Source organism: Photobacterium ganghwense (assembly GCF_003025595.1).
GTDB lineage: Bacteria > Pseudomonadota > Gammaproteobacteria > Enterobacterales > Vibrionaceae > Photobacterium > Photobacterium ganghwense.
Window position 1 is genome coordinate 1,233,204 of record NZ_PYMI01000001.1, and the last position, 20,167, is coordinate 1,253,370.

Sequence of the window (20,167 nt, forward strand, 5' to 3'; positions counted from 1 at the left end):
CACGCAATGCAAAAGGCCACTTATGCTGCGAATACTGTTTTCGACTCTCGCCCTGTTCCTGACTACTCAGGTGCACGCTTCTTCTATATCACTCCAGCAAGCGCTGAGTCAGTTGCCTGACGGCAATGATACAGCGTTACTGGTTGCCGACAGCCAGACCGGCGAAGTCCTTTACCAGCAGCGGGCCGATCAACTGCAGCCACCTGCCAGCACGCAGAAAATGCTGACTGCGCTGGCTGCCCAGCTGTACCTCGGGCCTCAATACCGCTTTACCACTCGGGTGGAAACCCGCGGCAATGATCTGATTTTCCGTTTCAGTGGTGACCCGACTCTGACCCGCACGCAGCTGACCCAACTATTACAGCAACTCAAAAAGAAAGGCATCACCTCGATCAGCGGTGACATTTTGCTTAACGGCGGGCAGTTCACCAGCTACGAGCGTGCGCCTGGCTGGCCCTGGGACATTCTGGGCGTCTGTTATAGCGCGCCAGCCAGCAGCCTGACCCTGGAGCACAACTGTGTGCAGGGCGCACTGTATAGTAACCGCTCACTTGGCGAACCGACCCGGGTTAACATTCCTTCTCACCAGCCGATCACCGTGACCACAAATGCCGTCATCGTGAACAAAGCCCAGCATGAAGCCAGCCATTGCGAGCTGGAACTGGATATTGCCGGGACAGGCAACACCTACCACCTGGACGGTTGCCTAGTAAAACGCGACCAGCCCCTGCCACTCAAATTCGCGGTTCAGGATACAACGGACTACATCAGTAAAATTCTGCGCAGCGAGCTGACCCGCCAACGAATCAGCTTCAAGGGTAAAATTAAGCGGGATGATAAGGCGCAGGGCCAGCTTGTTGTCCAGCACCAGTCACAGCCGCTCAATGTCCTGCTGGATATCATGGTCAAAGCGTCAGATAACCTGATTGCCGATAACCTAACCAAAACCCTGGGTGCCCGCTACTACAAACAACCGGGCAGCTTCAAAAACGGTGTGGCCGCCATTGAAGCGATCCTGAAAGAAAAAGCCGGGATCACACTGGACAATGCGGTACTGGTCGACGGTTCCGGTCTCTCGCGCAATAACCGTTTAACTGCCGAACAAATGCTGCAAGTGATCGCTTACATTCGAAAGCATGACAACCAACTGGGGCTGCTGAAAACCTTCCCGGTCAGCGGCGAGAGCGGTACGCTGCAGTATCGGCGCAGCATCCGCCAGAAACCGCTTCAGGGCCAGATTCATGCTAAAAGCGGCTCACTGTATGGAACGTATAACCTAGCAGGGATCCTGACAGCAAAATCCGGCAGAGAGCTGTTGTTTGTCCAGCTGGTGACTAACTATCACCCACCAAAGCAGGATAAAAACGCACCGGCTGTCACACCTCCGATTCAGGCCTTTGAGAACACCTTGTACCATACGCTCTACGAGCAGTTTTGACGATCGCTCCCCTGCCTAGTCAGGACGGGGACATACAGATGAAAAAAAAGCGAGAGGCAGAACCTCTCGCTTTTTTATTGCTCAAACCGGATGGTCGTGAACTGGATAAAACGTTTAGCTAGGCCAGCCCCAGCACTGAGTTCACCGTGGTGAAGTAAATCACCATCCCGGTAATATCGACCACGGATGCCAGCACCGGGCTGACCAGTACTGCCGGATCCAGTTTGCACGCCCGGGCAATCATCGGTAGTACCCCGCCGACGGTGGTAGACAACACCACCTGTAAGGCAATGGCAATCCCGATCGCCAAAGCAATATCCGCCAGTTGCATTCCCACCGGCAGTACAGTGCTGTCACTGAACAGCAACACCCGGCCAACGATTACTGTCGCCAGTACCGCAGCAACAACCATCGCCACCCGGAATTCTTTCCACAGCACTTTCAGCCAGTCCCGACAATGTATCTCTTCCATTGCCAGAGCCCGCACCACCAACGTGGCAGCCTGAGAGCCGGTATTCCCGCCCGCCGCGGCAATCACCGGCATGTAAATCGCCAGCAGCACCAGCTGGCTCAATGTGTCCTCGTAATGCGAAATGATCAGCCCGGACACAATGCCGAGCAGTGCCAGCCCGACGATCCAGCCGATCCGCTCGCGCACATGGCTGAATACGCTGTTTTTCAAATAGTGCCCGGCCGGCTCGGCTTCCGAGCAGATCAAGCCCAGACCGTTAGCCAGGTGGCGCATACACACTTCTTCATCCATTTCATCCAGCAGATCCAACAACGTCTGAACATGACGCAGCGGAACTTCATGCAAGATTGCAATCGCCTCAGAAAGAGGCATTTTGACCAGCAGTGCAGCCTGCTCCGATAGATCGTATTTCAGCAGTGCATTGCGAGCAGCCAGAATATCAGTATGTACAAAAGGTTTATTTGTATCAGCAGCATGCGCTGCATAGTTCATTACCGCCATGGCGAATCTCCCGATTGGCAATGCCGTCTGTCACACAGACAGCTTGGGTAACGACCACCTGAATCGCACAGTGCCACCCTTAAAGCAGTGGACACCAAGGCACAACAGTGCCACGGCCTGATACCTGAAACAGAGGCAGGCAGATGCAATTCAATACAGAGAAAGAATGGGGAAAACCGGGGAAGAGTGTGTCAAAAAACTTATCAGCAGGATAAAAATGAGAACAGACTTTTCCGAACCTGAGAAACCGGGTTCGGACAATGAGAGACCGACACCGTCAGCAGGTTTGATTTTCCACCTTCATACTCGGGGGATGGTCGGTATCGTTCATTGAAGTCTCCAATAAATCATCAAGTCGCTTATGCGACGCTCTAATTGTACGCGATTCAGTTAGCAGTTCAATAGAGCCGCAGGACAAAAGTGTCAAATTTTCATCAGGATTTTATTGCCCTGTGAGAACCATAAAAAAGCCCGCTCTATAGAGCGGGCTGTGTGTACATCAAAATCAGTCAGCTATTACGCGATGTGCGCTTTCACGCGCGCGTGCAGCTCTTGAACAGACGTCACTTTGTTACGGTCATCTGCCGTCCAGGACATGCAGGTTGCGAAGGCAGCGTTCAGCGTCGTGGTGTAGTTCACCTTCTCCGCCAGTGCGCCGCGACGCAGTACTTTCGAGTCTTCAATCGCCTGACGGCCTTCCGCAGTGTTCACGATGTAGGTGTACTCATTGTTCTTGATACGGTCAAGAATATGAGGACGACCTTCGTGTACTTTGTTAACCAGACGCGGGTTGATGCCAGCTTCACCCAGTACGACCGCAGTGCCGTGTGTAGCATCCAGCTCGTAGCCCAGTTTGATCAGCTTGGAAGCCAGGTCGACAACACGCTGCTTGTCGTTACCACGAACTGACAGCAGTGCGCGTCCTTTTTCTTGCTTCACTTTGCCACAGCCCAATTCAGCTTTGGCAAAGGCTTCGGCAAACGTGTCGCCCACACCCATGACTTCACCGGTTGAGCGCATCTCAGGGCCCAGTAGCGGGTCAACGCCAGGGAACTTGTTAAACGGCAGCACCACTTCTTTCACCGAGTAGTACGGTGGGATGATCTCTTTGGTAAAGCCCTGTTGTTCCAGAGACTGGCCGGCCATAACGCGCGCGGCAATCTTCGCCAGCGGGGCACCTGTGGCTTTCGAAACGAATGGCACGGTACGGGCCGCTCGTGGGTTCACCTCAATCAGGTACACTTCGTTGTCTTTCACCGCAAACTGGGTGTTCATCAGACCACGCACGCCCAGCTCAAACGCCAGTTTCTCAACCTGACGACGCATTTCGTCCTGGATTTCCTGGCTCAGGGTGTAAGCCGGCAGAGAACAGGCTGAGTCACCGGAGTGAACGCCTGCCTGCTCGATGTGCTCCATGATACCGCCGATAACCACGCGCTCACCGTCGCAAATCGCATCCACGTCAACTTCAGTTGCGTCATCAAGGAAACGGTCCAGCAGTACCGGAGATTCGTTAGAAACGCTGACCGCTTCATTGAAGTAACGACGCAGGTCTGCTTCATCGTACACGATTTCCATCGCACGGCCGCCCAGTACATAAGAAGGACGAACCACCAACGGGAAGCCAATTTCTTTCGACTTCTCAACCGCTTGCTCAATCGCAGTAACAGTTGCGTTATCTGGTTGCTTCAGGCCCAGACGCTCAACAGCCGCCTGGAAACGCTCACGGTCTTCAGCACGGTCAATCGCATCCGGGCTGGTACCGATAATCGGCACACCCGCCGCTTCCAGAGCGCGAGCCAGTTTCAGTGGAGTCTGACCACCGTACTGCACGATAACGCCTTTTGGCTTCTCGACACGAACGATAGACAGAACGTCTTCCAGAGTCACAGGCTCAAAGTACAGACGGTCAGACGTATCGTAGTCAGTCGATACCGTCTCTGGGTTACAGTTCACCATGATGGTTTCGTAACCGTCTTCACGCAGTGCCAGCGATGCGTGGACACAGCAGTAGTCAAATTCGATACCCTGGCCGATACGGTTCGGGCCGCCACCCAGCACCATGATTTTATCTTTGTCGGTCGGCTGCGCTTCACATTCGTCATCGTAAGATGAGTACATGTAAGCCGTGTCTGAGGAAAACTCAGCCGCACAGGTATCCACGCGCTTGTACACCGGGTGGATGTCGTACTGGTCACGCAGTTTGCGGATTTCAGACTCCGCTACACCCAGCAGTTTCGCCAGACGCGCGTCCGCAAAGCCTTTACGTTTCAGCTTACGCAGTACATCCGCGTTCAGACCGGCAAAGCCACCTTCTTTGACTTCGTTTTCCATTTTCACCAGTTCTTCAATCTGAACCAGGAACCAGTGGTCAACGTTTGTCAGCTTGTAAACACCGTCAACCGACATTCCGGCACGGAAAGCGTCAGCGATGTACCAGATACGCTCTGCACCCGGCTCTTTCAGCTCGTGGCGGATTTGAGTCAGTGCATCAGGCGCATCCAGGTCAACCATTTCATCGAAACCTGTGGCACCAACTTCCAAACCGCGCAGCGCTTTGTGCAGAGATTCCTGCTGGTTACGGCCAATCGCCATCACCTCGCCCACGGACTTCATCTGCGTGGTCAGACGGTCGTTAGCACCGGCAAATTTTTCGAAGTTAAAGCGAGGGATCTTCGTTACGACGTAATCGATGGTTGGCTCGAACGAGGCCGGTGTTGCGCCACCTGTGATGTCGTTCATCAACTCGTCCAGCGTAAAACCAACGGCCAGTTTCGCCGCCACTTTCGCAATCGGGAAGCCTGTTGCTTTTGATGCCAGAGCAGAAGAGCGCGACACACGCGGGTTCATCTCGATGATAACCATACGGCCATCTTTCGGGTTGATACCAAACTGTACGTTTGAACCGCCGGTTTCAACACCGATTTCGCGCAGAACCGCCAGCGAAGCATTACGCATCAGCTGGTATTCTTTATCCGTCAGGGTTTGCGCCGGAGCAACCGTGATAGAGTCACCGGTATGGATGCCCATTGCATCGAAGTTTTCGATAGCACAGACGATGATGCAGTTGTCGTTTTTATCACGAACCACTTCCATCTCGTACTCTTTCCAGCCAATCAGCGACTCGTCAATCAGCAGTTCGTTAGTCGGTGACAGGTCCAGACCACGGCGACAGATTTCTTCGAACTCTTCTTTGTTATACGCAATACCACCACCGGTACCACCCATGGTGAAAGACGGGCGGATAATACATGGGAAGCCCACCATATCCAGCACTTTATAGGCTTCTTCCATGGTTTTCGCGGTATCAGCGCGCGGACATTCCAGACCAATGGATTTCATCGCCGCATCAAAGCGAGAACGGTCTTCCGCCTTGTCGATAGCATCTGCTGTCGCACCAATCATCTCAACGCCGAACTCAGCCAATACGCCGTGACGTTCCAGATCCAGCGCACAGTTCAGTGCGGTCTGGCCGCCCATGGTCGGCAGCACAGCGTCAGGACGCTCTTTCTCGATGATCTTGCGGACCACTTCCCAGTGAATTGGCTCAATGTAGGTCGCATCAGCCATTTCCGGGTCAGTCATAATAGTGGCCGGGTTCGAGTTCACCAGAATGACACGGTAGCCTTCTTCACGAAGGGCTTTACAAGCCTGTGCACCTGAGTAGTCGAACTCACATGCCTGACCGATAACGATTGGGCCAGCACCCAGAATTAGAACACTTTTAATGTCAGTACGTTTTGGCATTGCTTACTACTCCGGCTTAGGCGCTGTGCTGTTTGATTAGTTCGATAAAGTGATCAAAAAGTGGTGCCGCGTCGTGCGGACCCGGGCTCGCCTCAGGGTGGCCCTGGAAGCTGAACGCAGGTTTGTCAGTGCGGTGAATCCCTTGCAGGGAGCCGTCAAACAGTGACTTATGGGTGGCACGCAGATTGTCCGGCAATGTTTCTTCGTCAGCTGCAAAGCCGTGGTTCTGGCTGGTAATCATCACGACGTTGCGATCTAGGTCTTTAACCGGGTGGTTGGCACCGTGGTGACCAAACTTCATCTTAACGGTCTTCGCCCCGCTAGCCAGAGCCAGAATCTGGTGGCCCAGACAGATGCCGAAAATCGGCAGACCTTTTTCCAGGAACACTTTGGTCGCTTCGATGGCATAGGTACATGGCTCCGGATCACCCGGTCCGTTTGACAGGAAAACACCGTCCGGCTTAAGAGCCAGCACGTCTTCTGCCGACGTTTGCGCCGGAACGACAGTCAGACGACAGCCACGGTCAACCAGCATGCGCAGAATGTTGCGCTTGGCACCGAAGTCATACGCAACGACGTGGTATGGCAGCTCGCTGTCATCCTGCGCTTCAGGCAGCCCGCCTTCCAGCGTCCACGAACCTTGCTTCCACTCGTACATTTCCGTTGTTGAGACCACTTTCGCCAGGTCCATGCCTTTCAGACCCGGGAAATCTTTCGCTTTTGCCAGTGCCAGCGCTTCATCCAGGTTGTCGCCCGCCATGATACAGCCGTTCTGCGCGCCTTTTTCACGCAGCAGACGAGTCAGTTTGCGGGTGTCGATGTCAGCGATGCCAACGATGTTCTGGGATCTCAGGTAATCAGAAAGGGTTTGCTGACTACGGAAGTTGGAAGCGATAAGAGGGAGGTCGCGGATTACCAGGCCTTGAGCGTGGATGGAGGAGGATTCTTCGTCTTCGGAATTCGTTCCGGTATTGCCAATGTGGGGATAGGTAAGAGTAACGATCTGTTGAGAGTAAGAAGGGTCGGTGAGGATCTCTTGGTACCCCGTCATCGAGGTATTAAAAACAACTTCACCAACGGCCGAACCATCTGCCCCAATGGACACGCCGTGGAACACTGTCCCATCTTCCAGGACTAACAGCGCTGATTTACTCAAGACAACCTCCAAGAATAATAATAATGCAATAGAAACAAATAAATTTTCACTTACTCATTCCATACAAAGTCAAAAGCCGAGTCAAGCGCATTTTTGACAAATTGCGCGCATTCTAGAGATGACCGTTTGCGCTGTCAACCTTTCACAATAAATTAATACAAGATTACAGCCAACTGACCCAAATTACGCATCGAGACTGACAAAAGAGCAAGAAAAGTCCTGTATTTTCATTCAACCCCGTACACCAGGAAAAATTTTATCGTTTGCTTTTTCTTGGAATGTTAAAAGAAAATAACTCACCTTCAAAACCGTCAAAAAACCCAAAGATAACCCAACATTTTGATGACCAGACCACAAAAACCAACCACAAACCCACAAAAAACAAAACTTGAACCGCGAAAACACCATACTCAGCAGACTTTGACGCAAACACCATAACCACAGAAAAAATTTAACTATTTATGCAAAACATACTGAGTAAATCATCGCCACGCATACCCTAAAGGTATTTTTTACGTTGCTATTGAGAAGCCGTAAAACAAAAAGGCCGCGACAAACGAGTCTCCCTGAAAAGAGAAACTACGTCTGTCACGGCCTTTGATCGGGTGTGTTTGGGGATATCTGTGTCGGAAGGTACCTGGTTACAGCTGATCCAGTCCCAATACATCCTGCATGGTGTAGAAGCCAGGCTGACGCTCATTGAGCCAGGCGGCGGCTCGCACAGCACCATTGGCGAAGGTCATGCGATCGGTCGCCTTATGCGTGATCTCTACCCGCTCACCAATGTCGGCAAACATCGCTGTGTGCTCACCCACAATGTCACCGGCACGGATAGTGGCAAAGCCGATTTCATCACGACGGCGCTCACCAGTGATCCCCTCTCGGGCGTAGACAGCCACGTCACTGAGTTTATTGCCCATGGCCCCGGCAATCGCTTCACCCATGCCAATCGCCGTGCCTGACGGAGCATCAACCTTGTGACGGTGATGAGCTTCAATAATCTCAATGTCACAGTAGTCACCCATCACTTTGGCGGCTTTCTCAAGCAACTTAAACACCAGGTTCACCCCGACGCTATAGTTCGGTGCCATCACAATCGGCGTCGTCTTGGCGGCTTCATCGATCAGCTCGCGCTCCTGCTCGGTAAAACCGGTTGTACCGATCACAATCTTTTTGCCATGCTGCTTACAGAAGGCCAGATTCGCCAGCGTCGCCACCGGCGCCGTAAAGTCGATCAATACATCAAAGTCATCCACGGCTTTCGCCAGATCATCAACAATAGTCACGGATACCGGTCCCAGACCGGCCAGTTCGCCAGCATCCACACCAACCAGTGTAGACTCCGGACGCTCTGTGGCAGCGCCTAGTTGTGCCTGCTCAGACAGGTGTGTCGCTTTCAGCAGCTGGCGGCCCATGCGTCCTGCCGCACCAGCAATCGCAATTCTTACCATTGCGTAATTTCTCCCTGGGTGAATTCGTTTCGGTGTCTCCCAATGTAGCCTGTTGAGACAGATAAAAAAAGCCCCGGCGACTGGCCGGGGCTCGGATTAATGCCAGGCTGAGCTCAATCAGCCGACGTTTTTGACCTGCAGCTCGCGCGGCACTTCAAAAAACATATTTTCTTCACGGCCAGTCAGCTCTTCCACTTCCGCGCCGGTCAGCGCCTGAATACGGGCGATGATCTGATTAACCAGCTCTTCTGGTGCCGAGGCCCCTGCGGTAACGCCAATTTTGCCTTTGTCGATAAACCAGCTGCTGTCGATATCCTCGGCGCAGTCAGTCAGGTAACCCGGAGTACCAAGCTTTTCAGCCAGTTCACGCAGGCGGTTTGAGTTAGAAGAGTTTTTAGACCCCACCACAATCATCACATCAACATCGGCGGCCATTTCACGCACGGCATCCTGGCGGTTCTGAGTCGCGTAACAGATATCGTCTTTGCGCGGGCCCTGAATCTCCGGGAACACTTCCCGCAGTTTGTTGATCACATCTGCCGTTTCATCAACAGACAGAGTGGTCTGGCTGACGTAATGCAGGTTGCTTGGGTCTTTAACCGGCAGCCCTTCCACATCCTCTGGTTTCTCGACCAGATACATGCCGCCGGTTTCACTCGCATACTGCCCCATAGTGCCTTCCACTTCCGGATGGCCGGCGTGGCCAATCAGCACCACTTCCATATTCCGGCGACTGGCGCGGGCAACTTCCATATGGACCTTGGTAACCAGTGGGCAGGTTGCGTCAAACACTGTCAGGTTACGGGCCTTGGCTTCGTTGCGAACCGCCTGCGACACGCCGTGAGCAGAGAAGATCACGATGTTGTCATCCGGCACTTCGTGCAGCTCTTCGACAAAAATCGCGCCGCGCTGCTTCAGCCCTTCCACCACAAAGCGGTTATGGACAACTTCATGGCGAACGTAGATTGGCGGCTGGTAAAGTTCCAGCGCACGCTCGACGATACTGATCGCGCGGTCAACACCGGCACAGAAACCACGGGGGTTTGCGAGTAAGATTTTCATTGCTAGCTGCTCTTAATTTTCAATGGCAACGACTTCCACATCGAAAGTCACGCGCTGCCCGGCAAGCGGATGGTTAAAGTCGACAGTCACAGAATCACCGGTTACATCCGTAATGATGCCCGGAATATCCTGCCCGTCCGGACCGGCAAATGCGATAATGTTGCCGACTTCCGCCGGGGCTTCAGCACCAAAGCGGGTCCGATCAATATGGTGAATGTTATCCGGATTCGGCATCCCGAAGGCATCTTCCGGTTCCAGCTCAAAGCTGCTTTTTTCGCCCTGGGTCAGACCTAAAAGGCATCTTTCAAAATTTTCGGTCAGGCTGCCGTCGCCCATCCGGAACTTGGCCGGTTTACCCATTGCCTGGGTGGAATCCGCCACTGAGCCGTCTTCCAGTTTGATGGCAAAATGCATCAGTACTTCGCTGTTTTCCGTAATCACCGACATGTAGGGTCCTTTTGCGTTCATTCGTTATCCACCCGGCAGCACAGGCTGCGTCATTGCAGCGGCAGCGCACCGGTTTTCGTTTCTCTCACAGGCGGTTTTCGCGCAGGGAAACGACGGCTTCTTTGTCGCCGGGCATGTTTTATCCCGCCCATTTAACAACAAAGCGCCGCCCGTATCAACGGACGGCGCTCAGGGTTATCTTAGCCAAGGAGGCGATCAGTGCTTAACCGGCTGCTTTTTCTTATCGTCAATCAGGCCTTCGATGATAATCAGGCCAGCACCGATGCAGATTGCCGTATCGGCAATATTGAATGCCGGCCAGTGATAATTCCCGACATAAAAGTCCAGGAAATCCACCACAAAGCCATGATACATCCGATCAAACAGGTTACCCAGCGCACCACCGATAATCATCGCGTAGCTGCTGTTCGCCAGCTTGTTGGATGCCGGCGAGCGGCGCATCCAGAAAACCAGTAACGCACAAACCCCCAGAGCGATCGCTGTGAACAGCCAACGCTGCCAGCCACCGGCGTCGCTCAGAAAGCTGAATGCGGCCCCGTAATTATGAACGTACAGCAGGTTGAAAAACGGCAGAAGTTCGATGCGGTTAGGCCATCCGTACTCCATGGTATTCATGACCACCAGCTTGCTGGCAATGTCCACGATGAACACCAGAGCCGCCAGCCATAGCCAGCGGACTCCCGATTGTTTCAACGACAGCTTGTTCTCAGACGATAAATCACTCATCAGGCAAACTTACGCTCTTCGCCATCACCTTCAACGTTGCTGACACAACGGCCACAGATAGACTCGTGACCTGCGATTGTGCCAACATCAGCAACGTGGTGCCAACAACGGTCACACTTCGCAGCTTCAGACGCTTTCACAATCACATACAGACCATCTACGTCAGTTTCCTGCGCGTCTTCCGGCTTGCTGTCAACGGTGATCACTTGCGCTTTAGACGTCAGCAACACAAAACGCAGCTCGTCTTCCAGCAGGTTCAGCTTCGCCGCCAGTTCAGCGGTAGCAGCCAGTGTCACTTCGGCCTGCAGAGCGCCACCGATGACTTTATCGTTACGGGCAGACTCCAGCAGCTTGTTCACCGCACCACGTACTTTCTGGATTTCAGTCCAGAATTCGTTGTTCAGCGCTTCGCCGTCCGCCAGACCAAACAGGCCTTCGAACCACTCACCAGTGAAGACAAACTTCTCGCGCGACTCACCGTTACCCTGCGCAGCCGGCATCTCGTTCCAGATTTCATCGGCCGTGAACGACATGATTGGTGCCATCCAGCGAACCATCGCTTCGATGATGTAGAACAGTGCTGTCTGACAGCTACGTTGTGCGTGACCGCCAAGTTTTGCTGTGTACTGACGGTCTTTGATCACATCGAGATAGAAAGAGCCCATCTCGATGGAACAGAAGTGCATCAGACGCTGAGTTACAGCGTGCAGGTTGTATTCGTCATAGGCTTTGATGATGTCAGCCTGTGCCGCTTTCGCACGACCTACCGCCCAACGATCCAGTGCCACCATGTCTTCCGCCGCTACGCAATCGGTCGCTGGGTTAAAGCCACTCAGGTTCGCCAGGAAGAAACGTGCGGTGTTACGGATACGACGATACGCATCAGCAGAACGTTTCAGGATTTCATCCGAAACGGCAACTTCACCAGTGTAGTCGGTTGAAGCAACCCACAGACGCAGGATGTCAGCACCCAGCTTGTTGGTCACATCTTTTGGCGCAACTACGTTACCGATAGATTTAGACATCTTACGGCCTTGGCCATCCACCACGAAACCGTGAGTCAGAACCTGACGGTACGGTGCCTTGCCTTTCATCGCTACCGATGAGATCAGCGAAGACTGGAACCAACCGCGGTGCTGGTCAGAACCTTCCAGGTACAGATCGGCGCTGTTGCCATGGTACTCTTCACGGCTGTCAACCACGGAGAAGTGAGTCACACCGGAATCGAACCATACGTCCAGCGTATCCAGCACTTTCTCGTAATTTGCCGCGTCGGCGTCACCCATCAGCACAGCCGGATCCAGATCCCACCAAGCCTGAATGCCTTTCTGCTCAACCAACTGAGCCACTTTCTCAATCAGTTCAGCTGTGTTCGGATGCAGTTCCTGCGTCTCTTTGTGAACGAACAGGGCAATTGGCACACCCCAAGTACGCTGACGTGAGATACACCACTCCGGACGACCTTCCACCATTGACTCGATACGGCTTTGACCCCACTCAGGCATCCACTGAACGCCTTTGATTTCTTCCAGCGCTTTCGCGCGCAGGCCAGCCTGATCCATTGATACGAACCATTGTGGCGTTGCACGGAAGATGATTGGCGTTTTGTGGCGCCAGCAGTGCGGGTAGCTGTGCTCGTACGCATGGTGGTGCAGCAGCGCACCGTGCTCTTTCAGCGTTTCGACCACGGCATCGTTGGCTTTAAATACGTGCTGACCAGCAAACAGTTCAGTGTCAGGCAGGTATACACCGTTGCTGCCCACAGGGTTCGCCACTTCCAAATCGTATTTCTGACCCACCGCGAAGTCTTCCTGACCGTGGCCAGGAGCAGTGTGTACTACACCTGTACCCGATTCAGTCGTAACGTGATCGCCAAGAATCGCCGGTACATCAAAGCTGTAGAACGGGTGTTGGAAACGAACCAGTTCCAGATCAGCCCCTTTACAGAAGCCCAGGTTGTGGTAGTGCTCAATACCGGCACGATCCATCACGTCTTTCGCCAGCTCGGCAGCCATGATCAGACGCTCTTTCTTCTCACCTTCAACCTGAATCAGTACGTATTCCAGATCATCTCGCACCGCCACTGCACGGTTTGCAGGCAGGGTCCATGGCGTGGTGGTCCAGATAACGATAGATACATCACCTTCACCGGTGTGGCCATCAGCACAATGGAATTTCGCTACGGTCGCTGCTTCATCCACGGCCTTGAAACGCACGTCGATAGAAGGTGAAACTTTGTCTTTATATTCCACTTCAGCTTCAGCCAGCGCTGAACCACAGTCAGTACACCAGTGTACTGGCTTGAAGCCTTTCAGCAGGTGGCCTTGGTCAGCAATTTTGCCCAGCGAGCGAATAATGTTGGCTTCAGTACCGAAGTCCATCGTGCGGTACGGCTTGTCCCACTCACCCAGTACACCCAGGCGCATAAAACTTTCTTTCTGGCCTTCTACCTGACCCGCAGCGTATTCACGGCATTTTTCACGAAACTCTGCCGCCGTGATTTTCTGGCCCGGTTTGCCGACTTTTTTCTCTACCATCAGTTCGATAGGCAGGCCGTGACAGTCCCAGCCAGGAATATATGGTGCGTCAAAGCCAGACAGCGTCTTTGACTTAATAATAATGTCTTTAAGAATCTTGTTTAGCGCGTGACCAATGTGAATATCACCGTTGGCGTATGGAGGGCCATCGTGTAATACGAAGGATTTCTTACCCTTCTTGGCTTTACGGATTTCACCGTAAAGATCTTCATCGTACCAACGCTTAAGCATTGCTGGCTCACGCTGAGCTAGATTGCCTCGCATCGGAAACCCTGTTTCAGGCAGGTTCAGGGTATCTTTATAGTCGCTCATTGATTCTCGATTCCGTTACTTGGACGAAGTTGGACATTATTTCGCTCAGCCAGCCACACCCGTGCGGACTGGGCATCACGCTCAATTTGTGCTTTCAACGCATCAAATGATTCAAACTTTTTTTCGTCGCGGAGCTTATGCCGCAACACGACTTCAATCTGGGCTCCGTAAAGATCAGACTGAAAATCAAACAGGTGGACCTCCAGCTGGCGACGAACCCCGTTAACGGTAGGTCGTCGGCCGACATTGGCCACACCCGGAAGTGGCGTCGCTGCGACACCATACACCTCGACAGCATAAACGCCGGACACCGGTGATACCCGGCGCTTGAGCGGGACATTCGCAGTCGGAAATCCGATTGTCCGTCCCAGTTTCCGCCCATGGGAGACGCGCCCGGAGATACTAAACGGACGCCCTAGCATGGACTCAGCCAGTTCCAGCTTGTCTTCCGCCAGAGCCTGGCGAATAGCGGTACTGCTGACACGCTGCTGTGAGACACAAAAACTCTGCGTACTGACTACCGTAAAGCCGTATTGCCTGCCGGCAGCCTGCAGATACGCGTAATCTCCGCTTCGGCCTTTACCAAAGCGAAAATCATCGCCAACTACCAGAAACTTAACACCCAATTGCTCAACCAACAAGCGCCGGACAAAATCTTCTGCTGTCAGGCTGGCAAAGTGATGATTGAAGTGAACGCACAGAAAACGGTCAAGCCCAACTTGCTTCAGTTGTAAGTACTTGTCGCGAAAACGGGTTAACCGCGCCGGCGCATTATCCCCGGCAAACAGCTCCTGAGGCTGGGGTTCGAAACTCATGACGGCCGCAGGTAGGCCCAACGAGCTCGCCTCAGCCATGACATTACGCAGCACAGCCTGATGCCCCAGATGTACCCCATCAAAATTACCAATTGTCAGCACACAACCGTGGTGACTGGGTTTGATGTTATGTATTCCTCGGATTAATTCCATGCGTCTTTTTTCAGTTTCGCAGAGTGAAAAACTGACGGATTATATACTACTCTGAACCCATCATACCAATTCGAATCATAAACTGACTGTTTTATAGCCAGTTTACGTGTATTTCTCTCCCCCGCCTCCTATCTGTGTCTTTCGATTGGCCCGTTTCAGTTGAGGGCATACACCAACATCAGAGCCAGCGCCAGAACCGAAATCTGCACCTATAAAATAGAGAGGGAGTTTCCTCAGCCAGCAGTACGCAGGTGACGCGGACGAACACCCAGCGCGATGACCGATATCACATATGCCATGGCACCGGCACCAATTAAACCTGCCAGCCACAGCGCACGATGTGCCAGTGACCAGTCGAGCCACTGCTGCATCCCCGGCAGCATCCACAGCAGTACCGCCACCATCACAGCGCCAGACAGTGCCAGTCGCGCAACGAACCACAGCGTTTCACTGGTCAGTTGGTACACGCCTTCCCGGTGCAGCCCACGATAGAGCAGCGCGGCATTAACCAGCGCCGACAGCGCGGTTGCCATCGCCAACCCGACATAGCCAAAGAACGGGGCCAGCATGCCGTTGAACACCATGTTACTGACCATGGCGATAATACCGATTTTCACTGGCGTTTTGGTATCCTGACGGGCGTAGTAGCCCGGGGCCAGGATCTTGATCAGCATGAAGTTCAAAAGACCGGCCGACATCGCCCACAACGACAGCGCCGACTGGTTCACGTCATAGACACCAAACTCGCCCCGCATAAACAGTACCATCAGCATCGGCTTGGCCAGTATCATCATGCCGAGCATGGCCGGAATCCCAAGCAGCAGCACCATACGCACGCCCCAATCCATGGTGTGTGCAAACTGCTCACGGCTTTCGTCGACATGTTTGCGCGACAGCGCCGGCAGGATCACCGTCGCAATGGCGATCCCAAACAGCCCAAGCGGAAATTCCAACAGGCGATCGGAATAATAGAGCCAGCTGATTGAGCCGGTCATCAGGAAACTGGCAATAAAGGTATCCAGCAGCAGGTTAATTTGGCTGACTGACACCCCGAACAGCGCAGGCAGCATCAGCTTGCGGATTTTCACCACGCCTGGATCGTGCCATCCCCACTGCGGGCGCACCAACAATCCCTCTTTCTTAAGGAAAGGCAACTGGAACAGAAACTGGATCAGCCCGCCCAGAAAGACCCCGATCGCCAGTCCCAGCTCTGGCTGCTCCAGTTGCGGAGACAGGAACCAGGCACAACCAATAATAGCGACATTCAGAAACACCGGGGTAAAGGAAGAGATCGCAAACTTACCCAGCGTATTTAAAATGGCTCCAGACAGCGCGACGAACGTGATAAACCACAGATACGGGAAGGTCACTTTCAGCAGCAAACTGGCCAGCTCAAATTTCGCCGCCGCCGGACCGTCATTTACCCAGTCAAGAAACCAGCCGAAGCCAAACAGCGCAGTGACGGCCCCGGAGCCCAGGATACCCACCAAGGTAACCAGGGTCACAATCCCACCCAGAGTTCCGGAAGCCCGCGCAATCAACTGCCGCGTCTTATCCATATCCCCAGAGGCATGATATTCGGTCAAAACCGGAACAAAGGCTTGCGAGAAAGCACCTTCGGCAAATAATCGACGCAGAAAGTTAGGAATTTTATTAGCAAAAAAGAACACATCCGCGGCGGCACCGGCCCCCATCAGATTTGCGACGACCACATCGCGGACCAAACCAAGCACTCTGGAGACCAGTGTCATGGTGCTGACAATCAGCCCTGAGCGCAAAAGACGCTTGCTCACAAAAAAAAACCTCTTAAAGATGGACGCAAAAGGTGACTTCCGAGTCCAAATGCTGGTAAAATCTGCCGCCATATTAACCGTGTTATTCCGCAAGTGCCAATTCAATTGGTTCGGCGGTTATTTGCACAAATCATTTGACAATCTTCGGTTTAACAGGCATAGTCCTCGGCCTTAAATTGTCACCGTACCAAGTTTTGGAGTTATACCCTTGGCAAACATCAAATCTGCTAAGAAACGTGCGATCACTTCAGAGAAACGTCGTAAGCACAACGCTAGCCGTCGCTCTATGATGCGTACTTTCTTCAAGAAAGTTGTTGCTGCTATCGAAGCTGGCAACAAAGAAGCTGCAACTCAAGCTTTCGTTGAAATGCAACCTGTTATGGATCGTATGGCTACTAAAGGCCTGATCCACAAAAACAAAGCTGCACGTCACAAAGCTCGTCTTGCTGCTAAAATCAAAGCTCTGTAATTTGAGCCCTTTGATTCAATAAAAAAACCGGCATTAGCCGGTTTTTTTATATCCGCTCTCCGCGGAAAGTCATTCAACATGACAATACATCTTGTGCAAAAGCTGAATCATTGATCTGACTTCATCGCTTTTCAGACGATAGTACACCGTCTGTGCTTCCTTGCGTGTCTCAACCAATCCATCGCGCCGTAGCCAGGCCAGATGCTGCGACAAGGCCGACTGACTTAGCCCCAGCTTGTCACTCATCATGCCGACCGACATTTCTTCTTCCAGCAAATAACACAGAATGAACAAACGCCGTTCGTTGGCCATGGCTTTAAGCAGGGCTACCGCCTTCGGAGCGTTCTGCTCCATTTGCTGTAGTTCCATACTACTACCACCCACTAAGTTTAGTTAATGCTAATATACTTAAAAACTACGGGGTTTTCTAGCAGAAGGTGGTGATAATTACAGCAATCAGCTCAACCTTATTTAAACAATTTCCTAAAATCTGCCTCACAAATACGTTTTACCGCCGGGTGCATGATCATCCGCTCAGCAAAAATTACGTAATACTCTTCTTTTATTTCCCTCACCCGCTTCACTTCGTGAATGTTCTGATTACCCTCTTCCAGCTCTGCGGCATAAATGGACGGGGCAACAAACATCGATTTCTGGTACAAGCCAAACGCTTTCATCAGCGCCGCATCATCAAACTCGCCAAGGATATTGGGGGTGATTCCCATGCGATCAAACCAGTGGTGCAGCTTCCGCCCCATCGCGGTACGCCGCCCCGGAATCAGCAATTTGTAATTTTCGATACAGGCAGGGAAATTCTGGACTTTATCAGTATCAGAGCAGAAGAAACTCATGCTCGATTCGCCCAGCTTTTTACTGTACAGGCCAGGGCTCTGGCTGGAGTCGACCGGACAATCAGACAAAATCATATCCAGCTTGTGCTGGGACAGCTGCTCAAGCAGCATTTCGTGGGTAGATTCGTAACAGCGCAGGTGGATACGCTCGTCTTCCGGCAGGCCCTCCATCAGCACCTTACTGACCAGCCTTTTTGACAAGGCATCTGCCACCCCAACCTCCAGCAGCAGGTTTTCCCGCTGGGTATAGTTGACGATATCCAGCATTTCATAGCTGAGGTCGAACATTTTATCCGCGTACTTAAAAACCAGCTGGCCGAGTTCAGTCGGTTCGATATTACGTCCAACCCGTTTTGTCAGCTTGCCCTTGAGTCGCTCTTCCAGCGCCCGAATCTGGCCAGTTACTGTTTGAGGGGCGAGAAACAGTGCATCGGCAGCTTTCGTGACTGAGCCCTGTTTGCAGACCATCCAGAAGTAATAGAGGTGGTTGTAATTAAGGTGAGACATCGTTTGAAACCATGTTGTCCGGCTCACGCACGCTATGTCGTCAGCCAGAAAGAAAAAATCCCAGAAGCCAGCTTACGCTGAGCTTCCGGGACCTTCAACTCAAAATGTCTCTCGATTCAGGTTAACGTCACTGCTGACAGGCCATCTTGGGTCGCACAGCCAGTAGCGGTGAGTTAACGTCAGAATACTTGTGGTACTGAGGCTGTTTTTTGCTCAGTCTGGGCCATTTTCCGATAACGCTCTCCAACCCGTTGTTCCAGTGCCCGGGAGCGGAAGCCGTCTTGCGCTTCAGCCATCGAGGCCGTTCGCGCCGTCTTTCCGTCGTTCAAGCCAGCCAGGTAAGCCTGACACACTTCTGAATTGCTTGCTGCGGTACAGCCCTGATAATCAGGCGCCGAAATCACCGCCGCAGAGAACAGCATAGAAACCAGATACAGAGAACGTTTCATCTTATACCTCCTTGTTAGGCAAGGCACGGCTTAGCAGGAAGTAACCAATCACTGCAGAGGCCGTAGACCCTATCAGGATCCCCAGTCGAGAATAGGTACTGAAGTCTTCCGGTGCACCGACAAAGGCCAGTGACGAGATGAAGATCGACATCGTAAAACCGATACCACACAGTACAGAGACCGCAAAAATATGTTTAAAGCCAATGCCTTCCGGCATTTTCGCCCAACCAGCCTTCACTGCCAGGTAGCTTGCGGTGAAAATACCCAGCGGCTTACCAATCAACAGGCCAAGCGCAATACCCAGCGGCAGCATCGATGTCAGGCCTGCCAGTGAGACACCTTCCAGCGAGATACCTGCGTTTGCGAAGGCAAACAGCGGTAGAATCAGGTACGCCACATACGGGTGCAGGGCATGCTCCAGATGCTTCAGCGGTGAATGCTGATCACTGTGGCCTTCTTTCCCAGAGAGCGGGATAGCAAAGCCCAACACAACTCCAGCCAGCGTCGCGTGGACACCCGACTTCAGCACACTGACCCAAAGCACCGCACCCACAATCAGATACCAGGACAACTTGGTGACATTTTTCGCGTTCATGATGAACAGGGCGGCGGTTGATGCAAACGCAACAGCCAAAGCAATGGTCGACAGATCGCTGCTGTAGAACAGTGCGATAATCACGATTACGCCCAAGTCATCAATGATGGCCAGTGCCAGCAAGAACACTTTCAGTGAAACCGGTACACGGTTACCCAGCAGCGCCATGATGCCCAAGGCAAACGCAATGTCTGTCGCAGCCGGGATTGCCCAGCCCTGGATCGCCAGAGGGTCGTTCATGTTAAACAGGCTATACACCAGTGCCGGGGCAATCATGCCGCCGACCGCGGCAATCGCCGGGAATATCGCTTTTTCTTTAGTATTCAGGGCACCTTCAATCAGCTCGCGCTTAACTTCCAGGCCGATCAGCAGGAAAAAGATTGCCATCAGGCCATCATTAATCCAGTGAGCGACAGAAAGTCCGGCTACATAGCTATGCAGGGTGTGGTTATACACATCCTGCAGTGGTGAGTTGGCAATGATCATCGCAATCACTGCCGCAATAATCAGAATGATTCCGCCAGCGGACTCTAATTTTAAAAATTTACGAATTGCATCGGTCATCGACCGGAACTCCTTTCCATGAAACGAATGTCACAATAAAAAAGTAAAATTAGTTTAGTCGTCACACCGCCAAACTGTTAAGTCGTTTGTTTAGAAGTAAA

Annotated in this window: 16 protein-coding genes; 2 read left to right on the forward strand and 14 right to left on the reverse strand. The window is 52.7% G+C overall.

Annotated elements, in window-relative coordinates; translation table 11 throughout:
* Positions 1 to 22: 22 nt before the first annotated feature.
* Entirely contained in the window at positions 23 to 1,438 is a 1,416-nt protein-coding gene (gene dacB, locus C9I92_RS05415) for a serine-type D-Ala-D-Ala carboxypeptidase (protein ID WP_047886492.1), read from the forward strand.
* Between the two features lie 118 nt (positions 1,439 to 1,556).
* Here dacB and C9I92_RS05420 read toward each other — a convergent pair whose 3' ends face one another.
* The 10 genes from C9I92_RS05420 to murJ all read right to left on the reverse strand — a co-directional run bounded on the left by C9I92_RS05420 (position 1,557) and on the right by murJ (position 16,631).
* Entirely contained in the window at positions 1,557 to 2,411 is an 855-nt protein-coding gene (locus tag C9I92_RS05420; RefSeq protein WP_047886491.1) for a magnesium transporter, read from the reverse strand.
* A gap of 516 nt (positions 2,412 to 2,927) precedes the next feature.
* On the reverse strand, positions 2,928 to 6,158 hold the full coding sequence (gene carB / locus C9I92_RS05425; RefSeq protein WP_047886490.1) for a carbamoyl-phosphate synthase large subunit: 3,231 nt from the start codon (positions 6,156 to 6,158) through the stop codon (positions 2,928 to 2,930).
* A 16-nt stretch (positions 6,159 to 6,174) separates the two neighbouring features.
* Positions 6,175 to 7,314 (reverse strand): glutamine-hydrolyzing carbamoyl-phosphate synthase small subunit, encoded by a 1,140-nt coding sequence (gene carA, locus C9I92_RS05430; protein ID WP_047886489.1) that lies wholly within the window; start codon positions 7,312 to 7,314, stop codon positions 6,175 to 6,177.
* Between the two features lie 641 nt (positions 7,315 to 7,955).
* Positions 7,956 to 8,765 (reverse strand): 4-hydroxy-tetrahydrodipicolinate reductase, encoded by an 810-nt coding sequence (gene dapB, locus C9I92_RS05435; protein WP_047886488.1) that lies wholly within the window; start codon positions 8,763 to 8,765, stop codon positions 7,956 to 7,958.
* Positions 8,766 to 8,882: 117 nt separating this feature from the next.
* Positions 8,883 to 9,827, reverse strand: a complete 945-nt coding sequence (ispH, locus tag C9I92_RS05440) for a 4-hydroxy-3-methylbut-2-enyl diphosphate reductase (RefSeq protein ID WP_047886487.1) — start codon at positions 9,825 to 9,827, stop codon at positions 8,883 to 8,885.
* Between the two features lie 12 nt (positions 9,828 to 9,839).
* On the reverse strand, positions 9,840 to 10,274 hold the full coding sequence (gene fkpB, locus C9I92_RS05445) for an FKBP-type peptidyl-prolyl cis-trans isomerase (protein WP_047886486.1): 435 nt from the start codon (positions 10,272 to 10,274) through the stop codon (positions 9,840 to 9,842).
* A 216-nt stretch (positions 10,275 to 10,490) separates the two neighbouring features.
* Positions 10,491 to 11,021, reverse strand: a complete 531-nt coding sequence (gene lspA / locus C9I92_RS05450; RefSeq protein ID WP_047886485.1) for a signal peptidase II — start codon at positions 11,019 to 11,021, stop codon at positions 10,491 to 10,493.
* Positions 11,021 to 13,870 carry an isoleucine--tRNA ligase gene (gene ileS / locus C9I92_RS05455; RefSeq protein WP_047886484.1) on the reverse strand — a complete coding sequence of 950 codons (2,850 nt, stop codon included), beginning with the start codon at positions 13,868 to 13,870 and terminating at the stop codon, positions 11,021 to 11,023. The genes lspA and ileS overlap by 1 nt, the downstream gene beginning before the upstream one ends.
* Entirely contained in the window at positions 13,867 to 14,838 is a 972-nt protein-coding gene (gene ribF, locus C9I92_RS05460; protein ID WP_047886483.1) for a bifunctional riboflavin kinase/FAD synthetase, read from the reverse strand. The genes ileS and ribF overlap by 4 nt, the downstream gene beginning before the upstream one ends.
* 233 nt (positions 14,839 to 15,071) lie before the next feature.
* Positions 15,072 to 16,631 (reverse strand): murein biosynthesis integral membrane protein MurJ, encoded by a 1,560-nt coding sequence (murJ, locus tag C9I92_RS05465; RefSeq protein ID WP_277991773.1) that lies wholly within the window; start codon positions 16,629 to 16,631, stop codon positions 15,072 to 15,074.
* 208 nt (positions 16,632 to 16,839) lie between these two features.
* Here murJ and rpsT point away from each other — a divergent pair, with 208 nt between their 5' ends.
* Positions 16,840 to 17,100, forward strand: a complete 261-nt coding sequence (rpsT, locus tag C9I92_RS05470) for a 30S ribosomal protein S20 (protein ID WP_047886482.1) — start codon at positions 16,840 to 16,842, stop codon at positions 17,098 to 17,100.
* Between the two features lie 69 nt (positions 17,101 to 17,169).
* Here rpsT and C9I92_RS05475 read toward each other — a convergent pair whose 3' ends face one another.
* The 4 genes from C9I92_RS05475 to nhaA form a co-directional block, all read right to left on the reverse strand.
* Positions 17,170 to 17,469 (reverse strand): ArsR/SmtB family transcription factor, encoded by a 300-nt coding sequence (locus C9I92_RS05475; protein ID WP_047886481.1) that lies wholly within the window; start codon positions 17,467 to 17,469, stop codon positions 17,170 to 17,172.
* Between the two features lie 98 nt (positions 17,470 to 17,567).
* Positions 17,568 to 18,458, reverse strand: a complete 891-nt coding sequence (gene nhaR, locus C9I92_RS05480; protein ID WP_047886480.1) for a transcriptional activator NhaR — start codon at positions 18,456 to 18,458, stop codon at positions 17,568 to 17,570.
* Between the two features lie 179 nt (positions 18,459 to 18,637).
* Entirely contained in the window at positions 18,638 to 18,907 is a 270-nt protein-coding gene (locus tag C9I92_RS05485) for a hypothetical protein (protein ID WP_047886479.1), read from the reverse strand.
* A 1-nt stretch (position 18,908) separates the two neighbouring features.
* Positions 18,909 to 20,066: a Na+/H+ antiporter NhaA gene (gene nhaA / locus C9I92_RS05490; RefSeq protein ID WP_047886478.1), complete on the reverse strand. Its 1,158-nt coding sequence runs from the start codon at positions 20,064 to 20,066 to the stop codon at positions 18,909 to 18,911.
* Positions 20,067 to 20,167: the final 101 nt, after the last annotated feature.